This window comes from Nonomuraea harbinensis (genome assembly GCF_019396385.1).
GTDB classification, from domain to species: Bacteria; Actinomycetota; Actinomycetes; order Streptosporangiales; family Streptosporangiaceae; genus Nonomuraea; species Nonomuraea ferruginea.
This window is the reverse complement of record NZ_JAHKRN010000011.1, coordinates 12197-35271: the sequence shown is the minus strand read 5'-3', so window position 1 is coordinate 35271 and position 23075 is coordinate 12197. Positions and strand designations below refer to the sequence as shown.

Annotated in this window: 21 protein-coding genes; 8 read left to right on the top strand and 13 right to left on the bottom strand. The window is 71.1% G+C overall.

Annotated features, from left to right (window positions below; genetic code table 11):
- Nucleotides 1–104 precede the first annotated feature (104 nt).
- Entirely contained in the window at nucleotides 105–2387 is a 2283-nt protein-coding gene (locus KME79_RS14115; protein WP_148036306.1) for a sodium-translocating pyrophosphatase, read from the bottom strand.
- A 390-nt stretch (nucleotides 2388–2777) separates the two neighbouring features.
- Here KME79_RS14115 and KME79_RS14110 point away from each other — a divergent pair, with 390 nt between their 5' ends.
- Complete coding sequence (locus KME79_RS14110) at nucleotides 2778–3566, top strand: SDR family NAD(P)-dependent oxidoreductase (RefSeq protein ID WP_219544815.1); 789 nt, start codon at nucleotides 2778–2780, stop codon at nucleotides 3564–3566.
- Between the two features lie 99 nt (nucleotides 3567–3665).
- Here KME79_RS14110 and KME79_RS14105 read toward each other — a convergent pair whose 3' ends face one another.
- Nucleotides 3666–4094 carry an ATP-binding protein gene (locus KME79_RS14105; protein WP_148036304.1) on the bottom strand — a complete coding sequence of 143 codons (429 nt, stop codon included), beginning with the start codon at nucleotides 4092–4094 and terminating at the stop codon, nucleotides 3666–3668.
- Complete coding sequence (locus tag KME79_RS14100) at nucleotides 4095–4445, bottom strand: STAS domain-containing protein (RefSeq protein WP_043629845.1); 351 nt, start codon at nucleotides 4443–4445, stop codon at nucleotides 4095–4097.
- Between the two features lie 408 nt (nucleotides 4446–4853).
- Between KME79_RS14100 and KME79_RS14095 the strand changes: the two genes are divergently transcribed.
- Both KME79_RS14095 and KME79_RS14090 read left to right on the top strand, forming a co-directional pair.
- Nucleotides 4854–7445: a Zn-binding domain-containing protein gene (locus KME79_RS14095; RefSeq protein ID WP_308248907.1), complete on the top strand. Its 2592-nt coding sequence runs from the start codon at nucleotides 4854–4856 to the stop codon at nucleotides 7443–7445.
- Between the two features lie 162 nt (nucleotides 7446–7607).
- Nucleotides 7608–8867, top strand: coding sequence for an arginine deiminase (locus KME79_RS14090; RefSeq protein WP_148036302.1), 1260 nt, complete (start codon nucleotides 7608–7610; stop codon nucleotides 8865–8867).
- Between the two features lie 189 nt (nucleotides 8868–9056).
- On the opposite strand, the gene KME79_RS14085 is transcribed toward KME79_RS14090, so the two are convergent.
- The 8 genes from KME79_RS14085 to KME79_RS14050 all read right to left on the bottom strand — a co-directional run bounded on the left by KME79_RS14085 (nucleotide 9057) and on the right by KME79_RS14050 (nucleotide 16339).
- Nucleotides 9057–9515, bottom strand: a complete 459-nt coding sequence (locus KME79_RS14085) for an Rv3654c family TadE-like protein (RefSeq protein ID WP_219544813.1) — start codon at nucleotides 9513–9515, stop codon at nucleotides 9057–9059.
- A gap of 153 nt (nucleotides 9516–9668) precedes the next feature.
- Nucleotides 9669–9989, bottom strand: a complete 321-nt coding sequence (locus tag KME79_RS14080) for a TadE family type IV pilus minor pilin (protein WP_308248906.1) — start codon at nucleotides 9987–9989, stop codon at nucleotides 9669–9671.
- A gap of 35 nt (nucleotides 9990–10024) precedes the next feature.
- Nucleotides 10025–10258 carry a DUF4244 domain-containing protein gene (locus tag KME79_RS14075; protein WP_148036299.1) on the bottom strand — a complete coding sequence of 78 codons (234 nt, stop codon included), beginning with the start codon at nucleotides 10256–10258 and terminating at the stop codon, nucleotides 10025–10027.
- Nucleotides 10259–10724: 466 nt separating this feature from the next.
- The gene (locus tag KME79_RS14070; RefSeq protein WP_219544811.1) at nucleotides 10725–11507 is read right to left on the bottom strand and encodes a type II secretion system F family protein; all 783 of its coding nucleotides are present in this window, start codon (nucleotides 11505–11507) and stop codon (nucleotides 10725–10727) included.
- A gap of 308 nt (nucleotides 11508–11815) precedes the next feature.
- The gene (locus tag KME79_RS14065) at nucleotides 11816–12523 is read right to left on the bottom strand and encodes a type II secretion system F family protein (protein WP_219544810.1); all 708 of its coding nucleotides are present in this window, start codon (nucleotides 12521–12523) and stop codon (nucleotides 11816–11818) included.
- A complete protein-coding gene (locus KME79_RS14060) occupies nucleotides 12520–13773 on the bottom strand; it encodes a TadA family conjugal transfer-associated ATPase (RefSeq protein WP_219544927.1) in 1254 nt (417 codons plus the stop codon). Before KME79_RS14060 ends, KME79_RS14065 begins: the two co-directional genes overlap by 4 nt.
- A gap of 32 nt (nucleotides 13774–13805) precedes the next feature.
- Entirely contained in the window at nucleotides 13806–14846 is a 1041-nt protein-coding gene (gene ssd / locus KME79_RS14055) for a septum site-determining protein Ssd (protein WP_219544809.1), read from the bottom strand.
- Between the two features lie 710 nt (nucleotides 14847–15556).
- Nucleotides 15557–16339 carry a Fic family protein gene (locus tag KME79_RS14050; RefSeq protein WP_308248905.1) on the bottom strand — a complete coding sequence of 261 codons (783 nt, stop codon included), beginning with the start codon at nucleotides 16337–16339 and terminating at the stop codon, nucleotides 15557–15559.
- Between the two features lie 248 nt (nucleotides 16340–16587).
- On the opposite strand from KME79_RS14050, the gene acs reads away from it, so the two are divergent.
- The 4 genes from acs to KME79_RS14030 all read left to right on the top strand — a co-directional run bounded on the left by acs (nucleotide 16588) and on the right by KME79_RS14030 (nucleotide 20651).
- Nucleotides 16588–18561 (top strand): acetate--CoA ligase, encoded by a 1974-nt coding sequence (gene acs, locus KME79_RS14045; RefSeq protein ID WP_219544807.1) that lies wholly within the window; start codon nucleotides 16588–16590, stop codon nucleotides 18559–18561.
- Nucleotides 18562–18839: 278 nt separating this feature from the next.
- Nucleotides 18840–19286 carry a phage holin family protein gene (locus KME79_RS14040; RefSeq protein WP_219544806.1) on the top strand — a complete coding sequence of 149 codons (447 nt, stop codon included), beginning with the start codon at nucleotides 18840–18842 and terminating at the stop codon, nucleotides 19284–19286.
- Nucleotides 19276–20196, top strand: coding sequence for an alpha/beta fold hydrolase (locus KME79_RS14035; protein ID WP_219544805.1), 921 nt, complete (start codon nucleotides 19276–19278; stop codon nucleotides 20194–20196). Before KME79_RS14040 ends, KME79_RS14035 begins: the two co-directional genes overlap by 11 nt.
- A complete protein-coding gene (locus KME79_RS14030) occupies nucleotides 20193–20651 on the top strand; it encodes a DUF309 domain-containing protein (RefSeq protein ID WP_148036291.1) in 459 nt (152 codons plus the stop codon). The genes KME79_RS14035 and KME79_RS14030 overlap by 4 nt, the downstream gene beginning before the upstream one ends.
- Here the strand turns inward: KME79_RS14030 and KME79_RS14025 are convergent.
- Nucleotides 20648–21841, bottom strand: a complete 1194-nt coding sequence (locus KME79_RS14025) for a MarP family serine protease (RefSeq protein ID WP_148036290.1) — start codon at nucleotides 21839–21841, stop codon at nucleotides 20648–20650. The genes KME79_RS14030 and KME79_RS14025 overlap by 4 nt on opposite strands.
- 82 nt (nucleotides 21842–21923) lie before the next feature.
- Between KME79_RS14025 and KME79_RS14020 the strand changes: the two genes are divergently transcribed.
- Entirely contained in the window at nucleotides 21924–22442 is a 519-nt protein-coding gene (locus KME79_RS14020) for a HEAT repeat domain-containing protein (RefSeq protein ID WP_219544804.1), read from the top strand.
- Here the strand turns inward: KME79_RS14020 and KME79_RS14015 are convergent.
- Nucleotides 22419–23066, bottom strand: coding sequence for an NUDIX hydrolase (locus tag KME79_RS14015; protein WP_148036288.1), 648 nt, complete (start codon nucleotides 23064–23066; stop codon nucleotides 22419–22421). The genes KME79_RS14020 and KME79_RS14015 overlap by 24 nt on opposite strands.
- Nucleotides 23067–23075 lie beyond the last annotated feature (9 nt).

The following is a 23075-nucleotide window of genomic DNA, read 5'->3' as shown; positions in this document are numbered from 1 at the left end:
AGTTTCCCACCGAACAAGGCCACTCCGCGTATCACCCTCCGGCGTGGCCGGACGACGACGCCCGCCCCTCGGTGTCGAGGAGCGGGCGTCGTGGTGGAACGGTGTCAGGACGCGACGGGTTCCTTGTCGCGGTCGTTGTCGTTGGCCGGCTCGGCCGTCACCGAGCGGCGCTTGGAGACGATGATGGCGCCGACGACCACGGCCACGGCGACCACCGCGATGCCGACGCGGAGCCCGACGTTGTCGGCCCACAGCACCACGGCCGGGGCCACCAGCAGCGCGACGAGGTTCATCACCTTGATCAGCGGGTTGATGGCCGGGCCCGCGGTGTCCTTGAACGGGTCGCCGACCGTGTCGCCGATGACCGTGGCGGCGTGCGCCTCGGAGCCCTTGCCGCCGTGGTGTCCGTCCTCGACCAGCTTCTTGGCGTTGTCCCAGGCGCCGCCCGAGTTGGACAGGAAGACGGCCATCAGGGTGCCGGCGGCGATCGCGCCCGCCAGGAACGCGCCGAGCGGCGCGTACCCGAGCGCGAAGCCGACGGCTATCGGCGTCATGACCGCGAGCAGGCCGGGCGTGGCCAGCTCGCGGAGCGAGTCGCGGGTGCAGATGTCGACCACGCGCCCGTAGTCGGGCAGCTCGGTGCCCTGCATGATGCCCGGCTTGCTGCGGAACTGCTCGCGTACCTCGAAGACCACCCGCATCGCCGCCCGGCCGACCGCCATGATGGCCAGCCCGGAGAACAGGAACACCACGGCCGCGCCGATGATCAGGCCGACCAGCACGTTGGGCGCGTCGATGCCGAGGCTGAACACGCTGCCCGCCGGCAGCTCGCCTTCGACGGCGGTGCGGAACGCGCCGAACAGCGCCGTGGCGGCCAGCACGGCCGTCGCGATCGCGATGCCCTTGGTGATGGCCTTGGTGGTGTTGCCGACCGCGTCCAGGCTGGTGAGGACGCGGGCGCCCTCGCCCTCGACGTCGCCGGACATCTCGGCGATGCCCTGGGCGTTGTCGGAAACGGGGCCGAAGGTGTCCATCGAGACGATGACGCCGACCGTGGTCAGCAGGCCGGTGCCGGCCAGGGCGACGGCGAACAGCGCCACCGTCACGTTGCCGAAGCCGAGCAGGAACGCGCCGTACACCGCCGCGCCGATGATCAGCGCCGAGTAGACCGCCGACTCCAGGCCGACGCTGATGCCGGCCAGGATGACGGTCGCCGGGCCGGTACGGGAGCTCTCGCCGATCTCGCGGACCGGGCGCCGGTTCGTCTCGGTGAAGTAGCCGGTGAGCAGCTGGATGGCGCTGGCCAGGACCAGGCCGATGAGCACCGCGCCGATGGCGATGACCCGCGGGTCGGCGTCGGACTGCACCTGCGCGCCGGCCAGGCCGTCGAAGGTGGCGGGAAGGTACCAGAAGGCGGCGGCCGCGACCAGGACCGCGGAGATGCCGGCCGAGATGAAGAAGCTGCGGTTGATGGCCGCCATGCCGTTGCGGTCCTTGGCGCGCAGGCGGGTGACGAAGATGCCGATGATGGCGGTCAGCACGCCGATCATCGGGACGATGAGCGGGAAGATCAGACCCTGCTCGCCGAAGGCCACCCGGCCCAGGATGAGGCTCGCGACCAGCATGACCGCGTACGACTCGAACAGGTCGGCCGCCATGCCGGCGCAGTCGCCGACGTTGTCGCCCACGTTGTCGGCGATGGTGGCGGCGTTGCGCGGGTCGTCCTCGGGAATGCCCTGCTCGACCTTGCCGACCAGGTCGGCGCCGACGTCCGCGGCCTTGGTGAAGATGCCGCCGCCGACCCGCATGAACATGGCGAGCAGCGCCGCGCCGAAGCCGAAGCCCTCCAGCACGCCGGGCGCGTCGCCCTGGTAGAGGAAGACGACCACGGCCGCGCCCAGCAGGCCGAGGCCCACGGTGAACATGCCGGCGACGCCGCCCGTACGGAAGGCGATGCGCATGGCGCGCTGCTCGCCCGAGTCGCGGGCCGCGGCGGCCACGCGCACGTTGCCGCGCACCGCCAGCCACATGCCCATGAAGCCGGTCAGCGCGGAGAACACCGCGCCGACCACGAAGAAGATCGAGCGTCCGATCCGTACGTCGGTTTCGCCCGGTAGGAGGAGCAGCAGGAAGGGTATGATCACGACGAAGATCGCCAGGGTGCGGAACTGCCGCGTCAGATACGCCGCGGCCCCTTCCTGGACGGCACGGGCGATGTTCTGCATGCGCTCCGTGCCCTGGTCGGCGGCGAGCACCTCACGCACCAGACCGCCGGCGACGGCTAGCGCGATCAGCGCGACCGCGGCGACCACGATCACGATGGTGAGATTGTTTCCGCTAAGGGTCAGATTGGACGCTGGCTCCAGTGCCAGCATGTGCCTAGACATCGTTCTCCTCGGCAAGACCGGTCGTCCTGCCCGGTGGCGCTGCAATGTAGGCGGGCGGTGCGGCACCATCCGGGTTGTGGGTGCCGCTTCCGGTTGAATCCGCTGTTAGTGCCGGATCACCTTGGCCGGTGCCGGGAGTCTACGCAGGGGATACGCAGATATGAAGGCTCTGGAGCCGGGCATTTGCGCGCCTGGTCAGTAAGCCGCTGACAGCGGGGTGTATTGCGACTTGACTGGTGAAATATCCGTTGGTTTACGGTCATGACTACGGCCTGAAAAGGTACGACCGAAACACGTCTCTCCTGAGACCGAGCATCCGGGCCAGGTCAGCGGGTAGCGGGACCGTGGGGGGTGGCGATGATGAGCGGACCAAGAGGATCGGTTGCCCTGGTGACGGGGGCGAGCCGCGGCATCGGCAGGGCGCTGGCCGTGCGACTCCACCAGGCGGGGATGCGGGTCGCGGTCACGGCCCGGTCGGCGGAGGCCCTGGACGCGCTCGCGGCCGAGCTGGGCGGCGAGGGTGACGTGCTGGCCCTGCCCGGCGACGTCACCGACCCGCGGGCCGTGACCACCGTCGTCGGGACCGCCGAGCGCGTCCTCGGCCCGATCGACCTGCTGGTCAACAACGCGGGCGCGGCCGAGCCGCACGAGGCGCCGGTCTGGGAGTCGGACCCCGAGGAGTGGTGGGGCACCGTCACGACGAACGTGCTCGGCCCGATGCTGTACGTCCACGCGGTGGTGCCCGGCATGCTGGCCCGCGGCAGCGGCCGGATCGTCAACGTCAACAGCCTGCTCGGGGTGTGGACGCTGCCCACGCAGACGGCCTACAGCGTGTCCAAGGCCGCGCTGGCCAAGCTCACCGCGGCGCTGTCGGCGGGACTCGCGGGCACGGGGGTGCTGGCGTTCGACTACAGCCCCGGCCGGGTCCGCACGGATCTGACCAGCGACCTCGGCGACCTCCCCGGGGCCAGGGACGACTCGTGGACGTCGATGGAACAGGCGGTGGACGGCGTGCTCGCCATCGCGCGGGGACGTCTCGACGCACTCGCGGGCCGGTTCATCCACGCGCGCGACGACCTCGAGATCCTCGTCCTGCGGGCCGCCGAGATCACCGAACGCGGCGGGAGGGTCATCACGCTCGCCGAGGCGTTCGACGGGGATCCCCTGTCGCAACGGTGACCGGTCAGCCCGGCGTCGTAACGCGAAGGACGTCTCCTTGACCACAGCGGTCAGGAGACGTCCTTCGCCAAGCTCAAGCCCGACGGCCGGAAAGGCACGTCAGCGGAGATGGCCGTTGGTGGCGGCCGGCCAGCTCATGCGGATCCGCATGCCCTTGGGACTCGGGAACACCTCCACGTCGTCCGCCAGCCCCGCGATCACCGCGATACCGAAGCCGGACATGAACGAGTCGGAAAGCATTCCCAGGTCGAGGGGCTGCTCCTGCTTGATCTCATCACTGGGCGCCTGGTCGCTGACCGTGACCTCGAAGCGCCCCGAGTCGTCCTTGAGCTCGATGCGGATGGGCTCACCCGGACAGTGGGCGCGATGCGCCTCGACCGCCCGGGAACACGCCTCACCCACGGCGAGCCGGACCTCGTCCAGCAAGGACTCCTCCACGCCGGTGCGCCTGGCGATCGCAGTGGCCACCAGCCGCGCGGTGCGCACGTGCGCGGGAAGAGCGCTGAACGTCAGCTCGACGGTGGCCATCTACTTGTCTTTGCCGTGAGCTTCCTTGGCCTCGTCGACCGAAGCGTAGATCCCGAAGACCTTGGTCAGACCGGTGATCCGGAAGATCTTGAGGATGCGCTCCTGGGTGCAGACCAGTTCGAGCGAGCCGTCGTGGGCGCGGACCCGCTTGAGCCCGCCCACCAGGACGCCAAGCCCCGTCGAGTCGAGGAAGTCGACCTTCTCCATGTTGACCAGGAGGTGGAAGTTTCCCTTGTTCACCAGGTCGATGAGGAGCTCACGCAATCTCGGCGCCGTGTAAACATCGATCTCACCTTCGACCTCCACGATGGTGAGTCGGTCTTCGGTGCGGTGATCCAACTTCAGATCCACAGATCCTCCAGCGCCTCGCCTGCGAAAGTACTCTTGCGGGCCTGGCAGTCTGGAGCGATGCTCCCGACTGTCGGACCCTGACGCGCGGCATTCAACCACGCGTCTGGCTTGTGTCTATACGAAATCACGATTCCCGGCGACTTTGCCCACGGATGCAGACTGGAAACAGTGACTTCCTCCGCTTCCTCCCCACACCGACCAGGTCCACTCCTCCAGCACCTGCTCGGCATACCCGCACGTCACGAGCGTGTCACCCATGTGGAGCATGTTCCAGCACGTCAGGCGGGTCAAGTGGGATGGCCCAAATGGGCGCCCGAACTCCTGGTTACGCGCTTGGCGAACCGGGGCGTGGCGGGGCTGTGGCAACACCAGTACGAGGCCGCTGACCTGGCCTATTGTGGCCGAAACGTGATCATTTCTACGGGGACGGCTTCCGGCAAGTCGCTGGCCTACCTCACCCCGGCGGTCACCGCCTGTCTCGACGGCGGCACCGTGTTGTACCTCACACCCACCAAGGCCCTCGCCGCCGACCAGCTTCGCGGCATCCATGACCTGCGCATCACCCAGGTGCGGGCCGCCTGCTTCGACGGCGACACCCCGTTCGAGGAGCGCACCTGGGTGCGCAAGCACGCCAACTACGTGCTCACCAACCCCGACATGCTGCACCGGAGCATCCTGCCCAGGCACGCCCAGTGGTCGCTGTTCTTCCGCCGGCTGCGGCTGGTGGTCGTGGACGAGTGTCACGGCTACCGGGGCGTGTTCGGGTCGCACGTGGCGCAGATCCTGCGCCGCCTGCGCCGCGTCTGCGCCAGGTACGGGTCCTCGCCGGCCTTCCTGCTGGCCTCGGCCACGGCGAGCGAGCCCGGCGAGTTCGCCAAGCGGCTGACCGGGCTCGACGTGGACGAGGTGACGGCGGACGCCTCCCCCAAGGGCTCGACCACCATCGCGCTGTGGGAGCCGCCGCTGACGGAGCTCAGGGGCGAGAAGGGGGCCCCGGTGCGCCGGACGGCCACGGCGGAGGCCGCCGACCTGCTGGCGGACCTGGTGCTGGCCGACGTCCGCACGCTCGCGTTCGTCCGCAGCCGTCGCGGCGCCGAGACCGTGGCGCTCCAGGCCCGCGCCAAACTCTCCGACGTCGCCTTCTCCCTCTCCGCCCACGGCCCCCACCCCTCCCCCCTCGGACCCACCCACCCAACACCCCCTCCATCGACACCCCCATCGTCGGAACCCTCTCCAGCCGGGCCCTCTCCGGCGACCCCCTCATCGACAGAGCCGTCTCCAGTGGAGCCCTGTACGGCAGAGCGCTCTACAGCCAAACCCTCACCCGCCGGACCCTCACCATCAGCCCCCTCATCGACAGAGCCGTCCCCAGCGGAACCCCGTCCGGCAGAACCCTCCACGGCGAAACCCACACCAGCCGGACCCTCACCATCGACCCCCTCATCGACAGAGCCGTCCCCAGCGGAACTCTGTTCAGTGGAACCCTCTACAGCGGAGCACTCTCCGACGAGGGCGGACCCTCCCCTTCTGAGGGCCAGCCCGATGCCGTCCTTTCGTGAGGGCACCGGCAACCGGACCGGCCGGGAGGAGCCCCGGGATTCCGCGGCCGGGTCCGCGGCAGGGGGTGCCCGTGGGCCGTTGGCGTGGGCGTTGCCCGAGGACGAAGGGTTGGCGGAGCTGCCCGAGAAGGTTGCCGCCTACCGGGCGGGTTACCTGGCGGAGGACCGCAGGGTGCTGGAGAAGGCTCTGCGCTCCGGCGCGCTGATGGGCCTGGCCACCACCAACGCCCTGGAGCTCGGCGTCGACGTGTCCGGCCTGGACGCCGTGCTGATCGCCGGCTGGCCGGGCACCCGCGCCTCGCTCTGGCAGCAGGCCGGCCGCGCGGGGCGCGAGGGCCAGGACGCGCTGGCCGTGCTCATCGCCCGTGACGACCCGCTCGACACCTACATCGTGCACCACCCGGAGGCCCTGTTCGGCCGGCCCGTCGAGGCGATCGTCCTCGACCCGGACAACCCGTATGTGCTGGGCCCGCACCTGTGCGCCGCCGCGGCGGAGATCCCGCTGACCGAGCAGGACCTGACGGTCTTCGGCGACGCCGCGCGCGGCGTGCTCGACGACCTCGTCACTGAGGGCCTGCTGCGCCGCCGGCCGGCCGGCTGGTACTGGACCAGGCGGGAGCGCGCCACCGACCTGGCCGACATCCGCGGCGGCGGCGGCGCGCCGATCCACGTCGTCGAGTCCTCGACCGGCCGCCTGCTCGGGAGCGTGGACGAGCCCTCGTCGCACACGACCGTGCACACTGGAGCGGTCTACCTCCACCAGGGCGAGACGTTCCTCGTGGAGGAACTGGACTTGGAGGCCGGGGTGGCGCTGGTCACGAGTGCCGCTCCGGACTACTCCACGTTCGCCCGGGACATCACCGACATCTCTATCCTTTCCACCCTGCGCTCCCATCCTCTCGGGCCCGGCACCCTCCACTTCGGCGAGGTCGAGGTGACCAGGCAGGTCGTCTCGTACCTGAAGCGCCGGGCGCAGTCGGGCGAGAGCCTCGGCGACGAGCCGCTGGACCTGCCGCCGCGCACCCTCCGCACCCGCGCCGTCTGGTGGACGCTCCCGGCCGCCGAGGTCGCCACCCTGGCCGAGGAGGGCTTCGACCTGGGCGGCTCGGCCCACGCCGCCGAGCACGCCGCCATCGGCCTGCTCCCCCTCTTCGCTACCTGCGACCGCTGGGACATCGGCGGCGTGTCGACGGAGCTGCACGCGGACACCGGCCTGCTCACGGTGTTCGTCTACGACGGCCACGAGGGCGGCGCCGGCATCGCGGAACGCGGGTACGCGCGCGCCAGGGAATGGCTGACGGCCACGCGCCAGGCCATCGACTCCTGCGAGTGCGAGCGCGGCTGCCCTTCCTGCATCCAGTCGCCCAAGTGCGGCAACGGCAACGAGCCCCTGGACAAGCAGGGCGCACTCCGCCTCCTCGCGACCCTGCTGCGCCCCTGACCTCCTTCCGCCCCGCCGAGGGCAATCTCGGGACCGAGGGCAGTCTCCGGGCCGAGGGCAGTCTCCGGGCCGAGGATGCGAGCCGGGCGATTCCGGGCAGGGCTCCAGTGGTTCGGTATGACCGGCCGGAGCACCAGCTGACTCGCCAAGGGGGCAAGAGCCATGACCGATCAGTCGTTCGGCGTCCACTCGGAGGTGGGCACGCTGCGCAAGGTCATCGTGCACCGCCCGGAGCTGAGCCTCAGGCGGCTCACCCCGGCCAACCGTGACCGGCTGCTCTTCGACGACATCATCTGGGTGGAGCACGCGCAGCGAGAGCACGACGCGTTCGTCGCCGTGCTGCGCGAGCACGGCGTCGAGGTCTTCTACCACCAGGAACTGCTCGCGGAGGCGCTGGACGGAAGTTTCGAGGCCAAGCGGCACGCGGTGGAGCAGGCCGTCACCCACCTGACCGTCGGCCCGGCGCTCGTGGACGGCGTCCGGGAGACGCTGTCCGGCTGGAGTGGCGAGAAGCTGGCCACCCACCTCATCGGCGGGCTGACCAAACAGGAGTACGGGATCCCCGGCCTGGAGGCGAACTCCCTGGTCGCGGCCTCGGCCCGGATGGACGACTTCATGCTGCCGCCGCTGCCGAACTCCCTCTACCAGCGCGATCCGGTCGCCTGGCTCTACGGCGGGGTGTCGCTCAACCCGATGTACCATCACGCCCGCCGGCTGGAGACGTTGAACCAGAGCACGATCTACCACTTCCACCCCATGTTCGCCGGAGAGGAGTTCGCGTTCTGGTATCCGGAGCGCGGCGAGGAATCGCGGTTCGACGAGGAGGACTTCGGCGCCGCCGCCATGGAGGGCGGCGACATGATGCCCATCGGCAACCGCACGGTGGTGATCGGCCTGAGCGAGCGGACCAACCCGCGCACCGTGGAGCACCTCGCCCTGTCGCTGTTCGGCGGAGGCTCGGTCGACCGGGTGATCGCCGTCGAGATCCCCAAGCGGCGTACGTACATGCATCTGGACACCGTTTTCACCCTCCTGGACGTGAACAAGGCGGCCGTCTACCCGCCGTTCCTGGAGACGGCCACCACGTACGCGCTCCGCCCCGGCGACAAGCCGGGCACCCTCGACGTCCACATGGCCGCCGGCTTCGCGCACGCGGTGGCGGAGGCCCTGGAGATCGGCGAACTGGAGCTGATCCCCACCGGCGGCGACGACTATCAGCAGGCGCGCGAGCAATGGGACTCGGGCAACAACTTCTTCGCCCTCTCCCCCGGCGTGGTGATCGGCTACCACAAGAACCAGTTCACCAACCGGCAGCTGCGGAACAGGGGCGTGGAAGTGATCGAGATCGAGGGCTTCGAACTCGGCAAGGGCCGGGGCGGCGCCCGCTGCATGACCTGCCCCATCCAGCGGGCTCCCATCTAGCACCGCGCGCGGTAATCATCCTCATTGATCCCATATGTCGCGATTATTCTTGCGGGCCTCAAGCCGTCCCACTTGCGGCGAGATCCCGGAGAGGGGCGCAGTCGGGCGCTCACTACGGAACCGCTCTGCAGCCAGGTACTCACTACGGGGCCTCTCTTTTTCGGGAGATGCAGTCCACGCTCGTCTCATTCATCCCATTCGTCTCATTTCAGCGAGTAAGGGAACTTTGGGAACCCCCTCGGGCTGAGCGCCGTGATGCGTGCCTTCGGCCCGCTCAGCCCGCCGTAGCTTCAGAGGGGACGGACTGGCTGGGCCGGCGCGGGAGCGGCCGGTCAGGGTGCGGACGCCGAGGCCGGAGATCGAGATCGTCAGCGATGTCCTGACGTCCGCCACCGCGCCGCTGATCTCGCAGTTCGTCAGTTCGACCCCGTTCGCCTTCGCCAGGGTCGTCGCTCTCGCGCAGGCGCTTTCCGGGTCTACGAGGGCCAGTTCGGCGGCGGCCAGCGCGCTGAGGTCAGCGGCGTCGTACACGCGGTGGCGTGCGACGCGCGCCTCGCCGGCCAGGGCGAAGGCCATGGCCACGGCCATCAGCAAACCCATGAGCGCGACGCCCCAGAGCGTGGCCGAGCCTCGGTCGTTACGTGGCATCACAGATCTCCTCAGCGCGCGGCCGTGTGCCGGCACCGTTCTGGCTGCCGCACGAGCGGTCCGCACGTGACGTAAGGATTCGGTTCTCGCTGCCGCATGAGCGGTCTGCACGTGAGGCCAGGGGTTCTGGCTGCCGCACGGGCGGTCCTGAGGTCAGGATTCGGTGGGCGCGGTGGCGGACGCGGTCACGTGGATCGCGGGCAGGGCGGGGCCCCAGGGCGGGCGGACGGCGAGCGAGATGTGCACGGTCGTGTGTTCTGGGGTGCGGTTCACAGTTACCTCTGCTTCGGGGCGGGTGGCTGAGCGGGCGAGGTCTCGTACCTGATCGAGACGCTCGCCCCTGGCCGCGGCGCGAGCGGCGGAGCGGGCGGCGTCGACGCATTCGAGGTGGGCTCCGACGGCCTGGATGGCCCACAGCGCCGCCGCGAGGACGACCACGAGTGCGGGGAGCATCGCGGCCGTTTCGGCGGTCACGGAGCCTTTTGACGACCTCCGGCGCGCGTGGCCTGTCATCCCTTGGTGTTGAGCGCCCGGTCTATCAGCGAGGAGAGCATCTCCTGCACTTCGGGACTGCTGACCACCTTGAAGAGCAGAGCGGCGAAGGCGCAGGCGGCGATGGTGCCGACCGCGTACTCGGCGGTGGACATGCCCCTGTCGCGGGCGGCTCCCGCCAGGCGGGCCTGCCTGACGGACCACCAACGGCGGTGGCGGGTGCGGAGCGACAGGTTCTTGTGGTCCTGCATCGTGCCTCCAGGAAGATCGGGCCGGGGCGACGCCCCGGGGTGCGGGTCCAAGATTCGCTTGGACCGGCATGGGCCCAAGGGGCCGAGCGCCGTTCTGTGGATAAGCGAGTACGTGGCGCCGAGGCTGTGGAGGGAGCACCCGTGAACGGAGGCGGGATCGGGTGGACGCGACGTTGAGCGCACGCGACGTTGAGCGGACGCGACGTTGAGCGGACGCGACGTTGAGCGCACGCGCGGCCCGGTGGACCTGGTGGCATGGTCTCGTCAGCGGACGCGTGCTCGCTGGAACGAAGCGCTCTCGTCAGCGGACGCGAGCCCGGCTGACCCAGCGGTGCTGTCTAGACAGCGGACGCGAGCTTGCTGAAGCCGGTGGAGCACTCTCGTCAGCCGACGCGAGCCCGGTGGAACCGGCGGAGCGCTCTCGATCAGCCGACGCGGACTCGCTGGAACCGGCGGAGCGCTCTCGTCAAGGGAGGACGATCGTGGTGGCCAAGCCCGCTACCACGGGGACGATTCCCAAGAGGACGAACGCCGGGAGGAAGCAGAGGCCCAGGGGTGCCACCGCTTTGACGCCCACACTGCGGGCCGCGGCCACAGAGGCGGCCCTTGACGTTTCGCGGGCGTCGTCCGCCAGGCGGGTCAGGATGTCGGCCACGGGGGCGCCGCTCTGGGACGCTCGGATCATCGCTCGGGCGAGTTGGGCTGTGGCCGGGTCGCGGGACAGGTGGGTCCAGGTCGGCTCGGGGTCGGCGCCGAGTTTGAGCTGGGCGGCCACCCAGGTGAGTCTCAGCCCGAGGGGGCCGCCTATCGCCGTGGCGGCGGTCTCGGTGGCGGCGCTGGTGGGCTGGCCCGCGAGCAGGCAGGCGGACATGAGGTCGGCGGCGAACGGCAGGTCCGCGGTGATCCGGTTGCGGTCGCGTTCGAGCTCTGGCGGATCTCTGCGGTGAAGGGCTGCCGCGGTGACGGGGGTGGCGAGGAGGGCCGTGACGATGCCGGGGACGCCGCCTACCAGCAGGGCGACAACAACACCCAGGCAGAGCGACGGGACGAGGGTGCGGCTTGAGAGCCGGCGCCCGGTCTGCGCCCTGTCAGTGAGCCAGACGGGCGAAGGTGGGTCGGCGGGACGGGATCCGTTCTGCCGGGGTGAGGGCTCGGGGAGCAGGCGGGCGAGGCGTTGCGCGGGAGTGGTGGGCGAAGTCCAGAGGTAAGCCGCCAGGGCAGTGCAGAGGATGGAGGCGAGCGCGAGCATCGGGTGGTCCTAGCTGTGACGGAGGTCGGAACTTTCCGCAGCGGATGGGTTTATCGGGCGCGGTGGATCTTCGATGTGGCGGGGTGATCTCCACATGGCGGCCGGTCTTGGTGTAGCGGTCGGCTCCCACGTGGCGGCCGACGTGACGTGGCGGTCGGTTTTTGCATGGCCGGGGGTCTCCACGGGGCAGGTCGTCATGCGGCGGCGGGTCTTCTGTGGGTGGGTCGTCATGGGGTGAGGCCGCGAGCATCCAGGTCGGTTGGCCGGTTCCGCTTGCTCAGCAGGACGCCTGGCCTTGTCAGGGCGGGTCAGGGGTTCACCGCTTTGGTCGCCATGCGGTGGGTCCACCAGAGGCCGCAGGCGTCCAGGGAGATGCCGGCGGCGAGGCAGAGGAGGCCTGGGAGGCCGCCCAGCAGGAAGGTGAGGGGACGCATGCCCAGGGCGGCGGCCATCAGGAGGCCCAGCGCGGGGAGGACGGCCAGCATCCTGGCTGTCGTGCGAGGGCCGGCCAGTTGGGCGGCGACGTCCTGCCGGTGGGCCTGGGATGCGCGCAGGGTCGCCGCCACGCGGTCCACGAGGGCGCTCAGGCCGGCGCCGACCGTCACGCTGACGTCCCAGCAGGCGGCGAGGCGGCGCAGGCCCTCGCCGCCCTCCTCCGGGGCGGCCCGGAGCAGGGCGGCGGAGACGTCACCGCCGTCTCTGGCCGCGGCCGACACGGGGCGGAGCCCGCCGGGGTCCGGCAGGTCGACGGCGTCGAGTGCTCTGGACAGGGCCTCGCCGGGGGTCCGGCCCGCTGACAGCTCGGCGGTCATCGCGTGGCACAGCTCGATCGACGCGCGGCGCCAGGCGTCGGCTCGGCGTGACCTGCTCGGGCGGGCGAACAGGGCCTTCAGGCTGGGCGGGCGCGGCTCGTCGTCGTGGTGGGTGAGCCTGGCCAGACGGAGGGTCGCGGCGTCGGGGCTGGTCCAGAGCCATACGGCGAGCGCGATGAGGAAGGCGGCGGCCACGACGGTCATGACGCGGACTCCTCGGGAGAGGGAGCCTGGCCGGTGGGGAGAGGGCGAGGGCTCTCGGACGGCGGGGCTTCTCGTGAGGGCGGAAGGGGCGGGGAGTCGCCGGTCAAGGTTGTGTAGGCGGGGCCTGGGTGTGCGTGGCCTTCGGGGGTGAAGGTCACGGCGGGGATGGCTCGTACGAGGTCGTCGTCGGTTCTGGTCAGGAGGCGGATCTCGGAGATGCGGCGTCTGCCGTCGGTGCGGCTGCGGGTGAGGTGGATGACGACGTCCAGGGCGGCCGCCAGTTGGCTGTGGACGGCTTGTCTGCTGAGGCCCGCGGCGCAGCCCAGGGCCTCCAGGCGGGGCGGGACGTCGGCGGCCGTGTTGGCGTGGAGGGTGCCGCAGCCGCCCTCGTGGCCCGTGTTGAGCGCCGCGAGGAGGTCGACCACTTCCGCGCCTCTGACCTCGCCGACCACCAGGCGGTCGGGGCGCATGCGCAGGGCCTGGCGGACGAGGTCGCGCAGGCCCACGCCGCCCGCGCCCTCGACGTTGGCGGGTCTGGACTCCAGGCGGACCACGTGCGGGTGGAGCGGGCGGAGCTCGGCGGAGTCCTCGACCAGGAGGAGGCGTTCGCCGGGGTCGGCCAGGGACAGGAGGGCGGAGAGGAGGGTCGTCTTCCCCGTGCCGGTGCCGCCCGAGATCAGGAAGGCTCTCCTGGTGGTGACCAAGGTGGTGAGGATCGGGACGGCGGCGGGGGTGATGGTCCCCGCCGCCACCAGGTCGGGCAGGGTGAAGGTGCGGCGGGGCGGCAGGCGCAGCGAGACGCAGGTGCCTCCCGAGGCGATCGGGGGGAGGATCGCGTGGAGGCGGACGCCTCCGGCGAGGCGGGCGTCCACGTACGGGGAGGCGTCGTCGAGGCGGCGGCCCGCCGCGGCGGCCAGGCGCTGGGCGAGCCTGCGGACCGCGGCGTCGTCGGTGAAGGTGACGGGGGTGAGGCGCAGGCCCCTGCCGTCGTCGACCCATACCTCGCGGGGGCCGTTGACCAGGACGTCCGTCACTTCGGGCGCGGCCAGGAGCGGCTCCAGCGGGCCCGCGCCGATGAGGTCGGCGCAGAGGGCCCGGGCGACGGCGAGGATCTCGGCGTCGCCGTAGACCGCCCTCTCGGCGCGGAGTGCCACGGCCACCTGGGCGGCCGTGGGTTCGGCTCCCGCTCTGGCGAGGCGTACGCGGACGGCTTCCACGAGCTCGGGGGTTACCTGCACGGTGGTCTCGATTCGGGTGGGATCGCGGGCGGTGGCCGAAGGGGTCACGCCGGGAGGAGATCGTGGAGGAGCGTCGTGCAGAGGGCGCCGAGGGTGGTGCGGGGGCCCAGTCTGGGGAGTTCGCCGCGGTTGAGCGTGGCCGTCAGGCGGGGGTGGTCGGGCAGGTGGGCGGCGGCGGGGATGGACAGGGAGGCCGCCGCCGCGTCGGCGTCGAGGACGCCGGGGCGGATGACGGCGCGGATGTCGGAGGTGTGCTCGGCCGCCTGCCGCAGGACCTGGGCGGCGGACAGGACCCCGCGGACGTCGGCCGTGACCACCAGGAGGGTGGTGGTGGCCCTGCCCAGGGCTTCGGCGGCGGCCGCGTCGAGGTGGCGGGGAAGGTCGACGATCACCAGGTCGAAGCCCCGGCGGCCGGCTTCGAGGACCGAGCGCATGGCCTCCCTGGGGATGGGGCGGACCTCGCCCCGGTGGAACGACAGGACCGCGAGGTCGCCGAAGCAGGGAAGGGCTCCTTGGAGGGCCGTGGAGCTGATGCGGCCCTGCCTGGCCACCAGGTCGGCCCAGCGGGCCCCCTGCGTCTCCTCCTGGCCCAGAAGGGCGTCCAGGCCGCCGCCCAGCGGGTCGGCGTCGACCAGCAGGGTGCGGAGGCGGTCGCCGGAGGCTCTGAGCGCCAGGCACGCCGACAGCACGCTGGCTCCCGCGCCGCCCCGGCCGCCGATGACGCAGAGGACCGCGCCGGACCGCGGGTGGGGCTCCATGGCGTCGGCGAACTCCTCGACCAGGCGCCGCTCCTCGTCGGGGAGGGGCACGACGGCCTGGGCGCCGACCGAGACGCAGCGGCGCCAGGTGTCGGGGTCGTCGGGGGCGCGGGTGACGAGGAGCACGCGGTCTCTGGCGGGAGGGGCGCAGGCGGCGACGGCGTCGGCGAGGTCGGCGCCGACGACCACCAGCGGGGCGAGGCTCCAGAACGGGCGGGCGTGGGCCGGCGCGTGGGCCACGTCGATCTGGGCGCCGGCCGCGGCGGCGACGCGGACCAGGTCGTCGAGCAGGTCGCGGTCCTCGGTGATGACCAGTGGGCGATTCATCGGACTCCCTCGGGGTCGGGGAGGTCCGACCATGCCCGGGACGAGGCCGGGCGCGGGGAGGCGAACGCGGTTCTGGGGATGACGCCGCAGGCCGTGCACAGGCTGTGGACGACGGCTACGGGCGAAGTCCGGAAATGGGGCGACCCCCGCCGGGGGGGAGAGCGGGGGTCGCCTGTTCGGTCCGGCTCCGGGGGGGTAGAGCCGGTCCCGTTTCAGAAGAAAGCTTTCATCACTTCACCGGAGCATGGCAAGGGACTTGGAAACCCAGCCCATGCGCAGTCACTCCAGTTTCTGGTGATACCACCGTATGCTGCCCGATCCACTCGAGTTTCGTCGAGGCGCAATCTGGTATTTCCGCCAAGTTTTTTCGTAATCGCATAACGATCACATAAAGCCGATCACGGACAGTGATCATCACGACTTGATAACCACGCCCCGTACCGCGACGCCGATCCGCCACACCGGACACGCGGCCAACCTCCGGTAAAGGTCTTGCTCCCGGGGGTTCCCATCAGGGCTGATCCGTCATAGAAAGGTGTCACGGACCAGTGGTCCGGGTGCATCAACCGGGTACCCACGCGCGACCAGCCGCGGGAGGCGCGTCGTGACGGGCTTGACCCGCTCCGACGAATTGAGGTGCACGCTTGGTAACCCGGCGTGATGCACCGGCGGACGGCGTCTCTTGACAGAGGCGCCGTCAGCTACGTTTCTCAGCCTCTTTGCATGGCTTCGCAGATGGCGACCGCTTCCCGCACCCCCAGGCTTACCGCAGAGGCACATTGCTGTATCCACTGGGCCACGCCCTCGGGTGTGCCGCTCAGATAGGCCCGCAAGCCCTCGGCGTACGGCAGCTCCAGATGCCCCACCTCGACGGCCACCAGCGACTTGGGGTCGAGCCCGTACTCCACCAGCGTGAGCCGCTCGGCGGCGCGCGCCACGACGCCGTCGGCCGTGCCGAAGGGCCGCAGCACCGCCAGCTCGGCGTGCACGACGGCGGCCAGCACCAGCGCCGGGGCGGCCTTGGTGGCGCCGTCCATCAGCAAGATCAGGCGCTCCATCCGGGCCGCGGTCTCCTCGGCGGACGGCGCCGCGCCCAGGCCGAGCGGGTCGGGAGCGTCGTCGGCGGTCCGGGGGCGGCCCAGCGCCTCCTGGCCGGTCAGTCCGGCCGCGGCGACGGTGTGCAGGCGGGCCAGCACCTGCCTGGGGGCCTTGCGCCAGGTCGGCCCGAGGCGGCCCAGCTCCGCGGAGGCGCGCAGCGCTCCCTGCACGACCGGGTCGTGCGCCTCGTCCCTGCGCAGCGCGTCGAGCGGGACGTCCGCGCCCTCGATCGCGGCGGACGCGCGGGCGCCGCGCAGCGACGACTCGGTGGACACGGCCGGGCTCGCCCGGCGCAGGACGCGGTGGCGGTAGAGCCGGTCGACGGCCTCCCGTGCGGCGTCGACCGCTTCGGACACACCGGGAAGCCGCGCGAGGGCGGCCAATGGGTCACTCACGGATATCGACCATACCCGCGGGTAGAGGATCACCCTCGCGGGGCCCATAAAGCCGCCTCCAATTGGCGCGCTCCAAGCAGGACATTTCAGGATGACAACGTTTCAATAGCTTTTGTCATTCAAATCGGCAAGCTGTCGACTTCCTGCGCCGAACGGTACAGACCTGTCTAGACCTCTTGTGTGGGTGTGCTGTGACCTGGTGAAGTGGGACATGACCTACCCGATCTGGCCCTAGAAGGAGCGCGAAGGTGGCCCCGGAGACCCCTGGCAAAGAGAACCAGGCCCTGTCCAACTTGCTACAGGAGAACCGCCGGTTCGCGCCACCGGCCGAGCTGGCGGCGGCCGCGAACGTCACCGCCGCCGCTTACGCCGAGGCGGACGCGGATCGCCTCGGCTTCTGGGAGCGTGTCGCCGAACGGCTGACCTGGGCCAAACGCTGGGACACCACGCTCGAGTGGAACGCGCCCTTCGCGAAGTGGTTCGTCGGCGGCGAACTGAACGTCGCCTACAACTGCGTCGACCGTCACGTCGAGGCCGGCCACGGCGACAAGGTCGCCTACTACTGGGAGGGTGAGCCCGAGGGCGACTCCCGGGTGATCACCTACGCCGAGCTGCAGGACGAGGTCTGCAAGGCCGCCAACGCCCTGCGCGAGCTGGGTGTGGGCAAGGGCGACCGGGTGGCCGTCTACCTGCCGATGATCCCCGAGCTGCCGATCACCATGCTGGCCTGCGCGCGCATCGGCGCCGTCCACTCGGTGGTCTTCGGCGGCTTCTCCTCGGCGGCGCTGAAGAGCCGCATCCACGACGCCGACGCCAAGCTGGTCGTCACCGCCGACGGCGGCTACCGCCGCGGCGCCCCGTCGGCGCTCAAGCCGACCGTGGACGAGGCCGTCGCCGAGAGCCCCCAGGTGGAGAAGGTCCTGGTGGTCCGGCGCACCGGGCAGGACGTCGCGTTCGGCGACAAGGACCTGTGGTGGCACGACGTCGTCGACCGCCAGAGCACCGAGCACACCGCCGAGCCGCACGGCGCCGAGGACCCCCTCTACATCCTCTACACCAGCGGCACCACCGGCAGGCCGAAGGGCATCCTGCACACCACCGGCGGCTACCTGGCCCAGACGGCCTGGACGCACGACGCGGTCTTCGACCTGAAGCCCGAGACCGACATCTACTGGTGCACCGCCGACATCGGCTGGGTGACCGGCCACTCCTACATCGTGTACGGCCCGCTGGCCAACGGCGCGACGAGCGTGATCTACGAGGGCACGCCCGACACCCCCCACCGCGGGCGGTTCTGGGAGATCGTGCAGAAGTACAAGATCTCGATTCTCTACACCGCGCCCACGGCCATCCGCACGTTCATGAAGTGGGGCGACGACATCCCCGCCAAGTTCGACATGTCGAGCCTGCGCGTCCTGGGCTCGGTGGGCGAGCCGATCAACCCCGAGGCGTACGTCTGGTACCGCGCGAACATCGGCGGCGACCGCTGCCCGGTGGTCGACACCTGGTGGCAGACCGAGACGGGCGCCATCATGATCAGCCCGCTGCCCGGCGTGACCCACGCCAAGCCGGGCGCGGCCATGCGCCCGCTGCCCGGCATCGTCGCCGACGTGGTCGACGACCAGGGCAACAGCGTGCCCGACGGCGGCGGCGGGTTCCTCGTCATCCGCGAGCCGTGGCCGGCCATGCTGCGCACGATCTGGGGCGACGACCAGCGCTACATCGACACGTACTGGTCGAGGTTCGACGGGATGTACTTCCCCGGCGACGGCGCCAAGAAGGACGAGGACGGCGACCTGTGGCTGCTGGGCCGGGTCGACGACGTCATGCTCGTCTCCGGCCACAACATCTCCACCACCGAGGTGGAGAGCGCGCTGGTCAGCCACCCGAAGGTGGCCGAGGCGGCGGTCGTGGGCGCCACCGACCCGGTGACCGGCCAGGCCATCGTGTCGTTCGTCATCCTGCGCGGCACGGTCGAGGAGAGCGACGACATCGCGGCCGAGCTGCGCGCGCACGTGGCCAAGACGCTGGGCCCGATCGCCAAGCCCCGCCAGATCCTGGTGGTGCCGGAGCTGCCCAAGACCCGGTCCGGCAAGATCATGCGGCGGCTGCTGCGCGACGTGGCGGAGAACCGGAGCATCGGTGACGTCACGACGCTGGCCGACAGCACGGTGATGAACCTGATCTCGGAGAAGCTCCCGTCGGCCAAGGCCGAAGACTAGAAGCCCTCGTACGCGACCCCCTGCCCTGGATCATCCGGGCGGGGGGTCGCTCGTGTGCCGGACCGGCTCGGCGCTATGTTCTCGGATCGGGTAGATCTGGGAGTGATTGCGGGGCGCGTGGTGGGCAGGTTCCTGGGATGTTCGGCCGGGGCGGCGAGGCAGTCAGGCGGGCTCCACGGGTGGGACGCGGCGGTGGGGCCGGGTCCCATACGGTATGCGGGCGTCGCATCCCGCTGACGATGATTGACACGGCCGTCAGGCCTCGATAGGAGACGTTCATGCCGCAGACTCCCGAGGAAGAATCGCTGGGCTCGCTCGTCGCCCAGGCGAGCGATCACATCTCGACTCTGGTCCGTTCGGAGATCGAGCTGGCCAAGGCCGAGTTCAGGTTCGACGCCAAGCGGGTCGGCACGGCCGGGGGCCTGTTCGCCGCCGCCGCCTTCATGGCCCACCTGTGCCTGATCCTCGCCTCCTTCGCGATCGCCTTCGTGCTCGCTCAGTGGATGCCGACGTGGGTGGCCTTCCTCGCCGTGACCGTCTTCTACCTGCTTGTCGCGGCTTTGCTGGTCTACGTCGGAGTCCGCAAGCTGAAAGGGCTGGCCGGGATGAAGCGGACCGCCCGGTCGCTGAAGGGACTCAAGGAGATCGCCCATCCGGATGAGGTCCCGGTGGCGGACGATCGACCGGTCCCGGTCAAGAGGCCGGTGACACCCGGTGGCGTCTGACGAGGCCGTCGTCCAGATCGAAGGCCCTTGGACGCACCGCACGGTGCACGCGGGGGGCACGCGGTTCCACGTCGTGGAGGCCGGCGACGGCCCGCTGGTGCTGCTGCTGCACGGCTTCCCGCAGTTCTGGTGGACGTGGCGGCACCAGCTCAGGTCGCTGCCCGAGGCGGGCTTCCGCGCGGTCGCGGTCGACCTGCGCGGCTACGGCGGCAGCGACAAGCCGCCGCGCGGCTACGACCTGCCGACGCTGGCCGCCGACGCGACCGGGCTGATCAAGGCGCTCGGCGAGACCGGCGCGATCGTGGTCGGCCACGACTGGGGCGGGCTGCTGGCCTGGACGATGGCGGTGCTCGACCCCAAATGCGTGCACCGGCTGGTGACCGTGTCCGCCCCGCATCCCCTGCGGCTGCGCAACGCGCTGCTGACCGACCCGTTCGGCCAGCTCAAGGCCAGCCGGCGGGCGTTCGGCTTCCAGCTTCCGCTGCTGCCCGAGCGCAGGCTGACCAGGCGCGGCGGTGCGCTGGTGGGCAGGCTGCTCGACGACTGGTCCGGGCCCGGGTGGCCGGACCAGGAGACCTCCCGTACGTATCGCGAGGCGTTCACGATCCCGGCCGTGTCCCACTGCGCGCTGGAGTATCACCGGTGGTTCGGCCGCTCGCAGCTCCGCCCCGACGGGCGGCGGTACGCCAGGGCCATGCGGACCGAGGTCGAGGCGCCGACGCTGCAGCTGCACGGGGCGCTCGACACCTGCACGCTGCCGCGCACCGCGCAGGGGTCTGGCCGCTACGTGGCCGCCCCGTACCGGTGGCGGCTGTTCGAGGGGGCGGGCCACTTCCCGCACGAGGAGATTCCCGACGTGTTCGACACCGAGCTGCTCGGCTGGCTCGACGACCCGGAGCCCGACCGATGAGAGACCGAGATCCGGAGGGCCGCCCGCGCAACGCCCGCCCGCGTGACGCGTTCGGCCGGCCGCTGCCGTACGGCTCGGAGGGCATGCCGAGGGTGCCCGACGACTACGCGCCCACCACCGGGCAGGCGCTCGCCGACGGCCGCCGGTTCCTGGAGGAGGGCCTGCCGTTCAGCGCGCACGAGGTGTTCGAGGGGCGCTGGAAGTGCGCCCCCGAGGAGGAGCGCGAGCTGTGGCAGGGCCTCGCGCAGATCTGCGTGGGCCTGACCCACCTGCAGCGCGGCAACGCGCGCGGCGCGCTGACGCTGTTCGCCCGCGGCGCGGCCCGGGTGCAGTCGTACGGCGACCCGTACGACGCGGTGGGCAGGGCGGCGTCCGGCCTGCACGACGACAGCGACGCCGCCGAGGCGGTCGCGCTGATCCTGGCCGAGCTGCCGGAGCCGGACGACCTGACCTAGTCGCACTGCTGGGTGTCGGCCGGGCTGGTGTCGTTCTTGCCCTGCTCGGCGTCCGGGCGGACCTCGTCGGCGGTCAGCGCGTAGCCGGTCTCCTCCTGGCTGACCGCGGCCGCGAAGATCACCCCGTACACCCGGCCGTCGACCGAGAGCAGCGGGCCGCCGGAGTTGCCGGGCAGCACCAGGCCGCGGATCGCGTACACCGAGCGGGTGACGTTGGTGTCGCGGTAGATGTCGGGGCTCTCGGCGTTGTTGATGCGGCTGCGGATGCGGGCCGGCTCGGCGGAGAAGCCCTGACCCTTCGGGAAGCCGGCGATGATCGCGTTGTCGCCCTTCTCGGCCTCGCCGTTGAAGGCCAGCGCCGGGAGGTCGAGCCCCGGGACGCGGAGGACGGCGATGTCGCGGCGCGGGTTGTAGCGGACCACCGTGGCGGCGTGGCGCCGGCCGCTGTGGTCGACGATCTGCAGGTCGCGGGTCACCCCGGCGACCACGTGGGCGTTGGTCATGATGCGGTCGCGGGCGTAGACGAAGCCGGTGCCCTCGATGTGCTTGTTGCAGCTCTCGGCGTTGCCCTGCACCTTGACGATGGCGCGGGTGGCCCGCTCCAGCTTGGCGCCCTTGAGGATGCTGCGGGGGGCCGGTTCGACGTCCACGAGCTGGCCCGCGCCGATCGCGTCGAACACCGGCGGGAACTCGGAGCGGTCGATGAACTTCTTGAACGGCTGCTGCCAGTTGCGCGCGGCCTGCGGGATCGCCTGGTCGACGGTGGTGAGCAGCAACGACCCTTTGACCTGGTCGACCAGCGGGGTGAACGAGGTCGAGACGATCAGCGACCCGATCAGCCACGCGATCACCAGCACCGACAGCGCGCTGGCGAACGTGCCCCCGACCGCGTCGGCCACCTTGGCGGGCTCCCACGTGACGTGCGAGCGCACCACGGCCCCGATCGTCGAGGAGGCGAACTGGCCGATCGTCGCGGCCAGGAAGACGATCACGATGGCGAGCAGCGCCTGCGGCGTGTCGCCGTCGACGACGGTGCGGGAGATCGGCGGCGCGATGAACACCCCCAGGACGGCCCCGCCCACGAACCCGACGAAGCTCATCACCCCGATGATGAAGCCCTGCCGGTATCCCGAGATCCCGAAAGCGATCACGAGGCCGATCAATATGAGGTCAAGCAGATCACCGCGCACGCTTCAAAGCTAACCAGGGTCTGGGTCAAGTGTGCATGTCTTCTGCCAGGACCGCCCGCGGCCCGTGGCTAACGTGATCCGCATGCCGCCGTTCGAGGGAACAGTTCGTGGTCTCATCGAGGCAGCTCTGCGCGACACCGACCCGGACGGGCCGGTGCGCTGGCAGGTGATCAGCCGGCTGCGGGAGCGCGGCGATCTGGAGTGCTTCATCGAGGCCCGGCGGCTGTGCGCCGCGGACGGGACCGCCGAGCGGCTGCTGGGCGTCGACATCCTGGGCCTGCTGGGGGCGTACGTGGACCGCGCGCTGCCGATCCTGCGCTATCTGGCGGCCAGCGAGGACGACGCGGTGGTGCTGTACTCGGTGCTGATCGCCTTCGGTCATCTCGGGGACCCGCGCTCGCTGCCGTCGGTGATCGACCTGGCCGCCCATCGCGACCCGCGGGTGAGGTACGGGGCGGCCTACGCGCTGCAGCACGTGCTGGGCGACCCACCCGACCGTACGGGGCTGGCCGCGTTGCGTTCGCTGACCCTGGACGCCGACGCCGACGTGGCCGGCTGGGCCTCGCTCGGCGTGGCGCTAGCCACGGGCCGCGAGCTGTAGCACCTCGGGCGGGATCTCCTCCACCCGGTCGCGGTCCCACGGCAGCTCCAGCGCGCCCTCGCGCAGCAGCCCGTCGAGCACCGCCGCGGTGAACCCCCACACGAGCATCCCGCGCACCCGGAAGGCCGGACCGGCGAGCCCGGCCCGGTGGCGCAGCATGAGGCGGTTGGCCGGGTCGGTCAGCTCGGTCACCGGCACCCGCTCGACGGAGTCGACCTCGTCGGGCGAGGCGGCGTGCACCGCGCACGGGTCGTGCCACCAGCCGAGCACGGGGGTGACCCGGTTGTCGCTGTGGGAGAGGTAGAGCTCGGGCATGGTGGCGAGGACGGTGACGCCGCGCGGGTCGAGGCCGGTCTCCTCCTCGGCCTCGCGCAGCGCCGCGCCGATCGGCCCGTCGTCCTCGGGGTCGACGCCGCCGCCGGGGAACGCCGGCTGGCCGGGGTGGCGCCGTCCGCGCGTGCTGCGCTGGATCAGCAGCACGTCGGGGCCGTAGGGGCCGTCGCCGAACAGCGCCAGCACCGCCGCCCTGCGTCCGCCCCGCACAGGCGGGCGCAGCCCCGGGGGGACACGGGTCTGTACGGCGTTCGCGGCGAGCTGGTCAAGCCAGTGGGGCACCTCGGTCACGACTTCTCC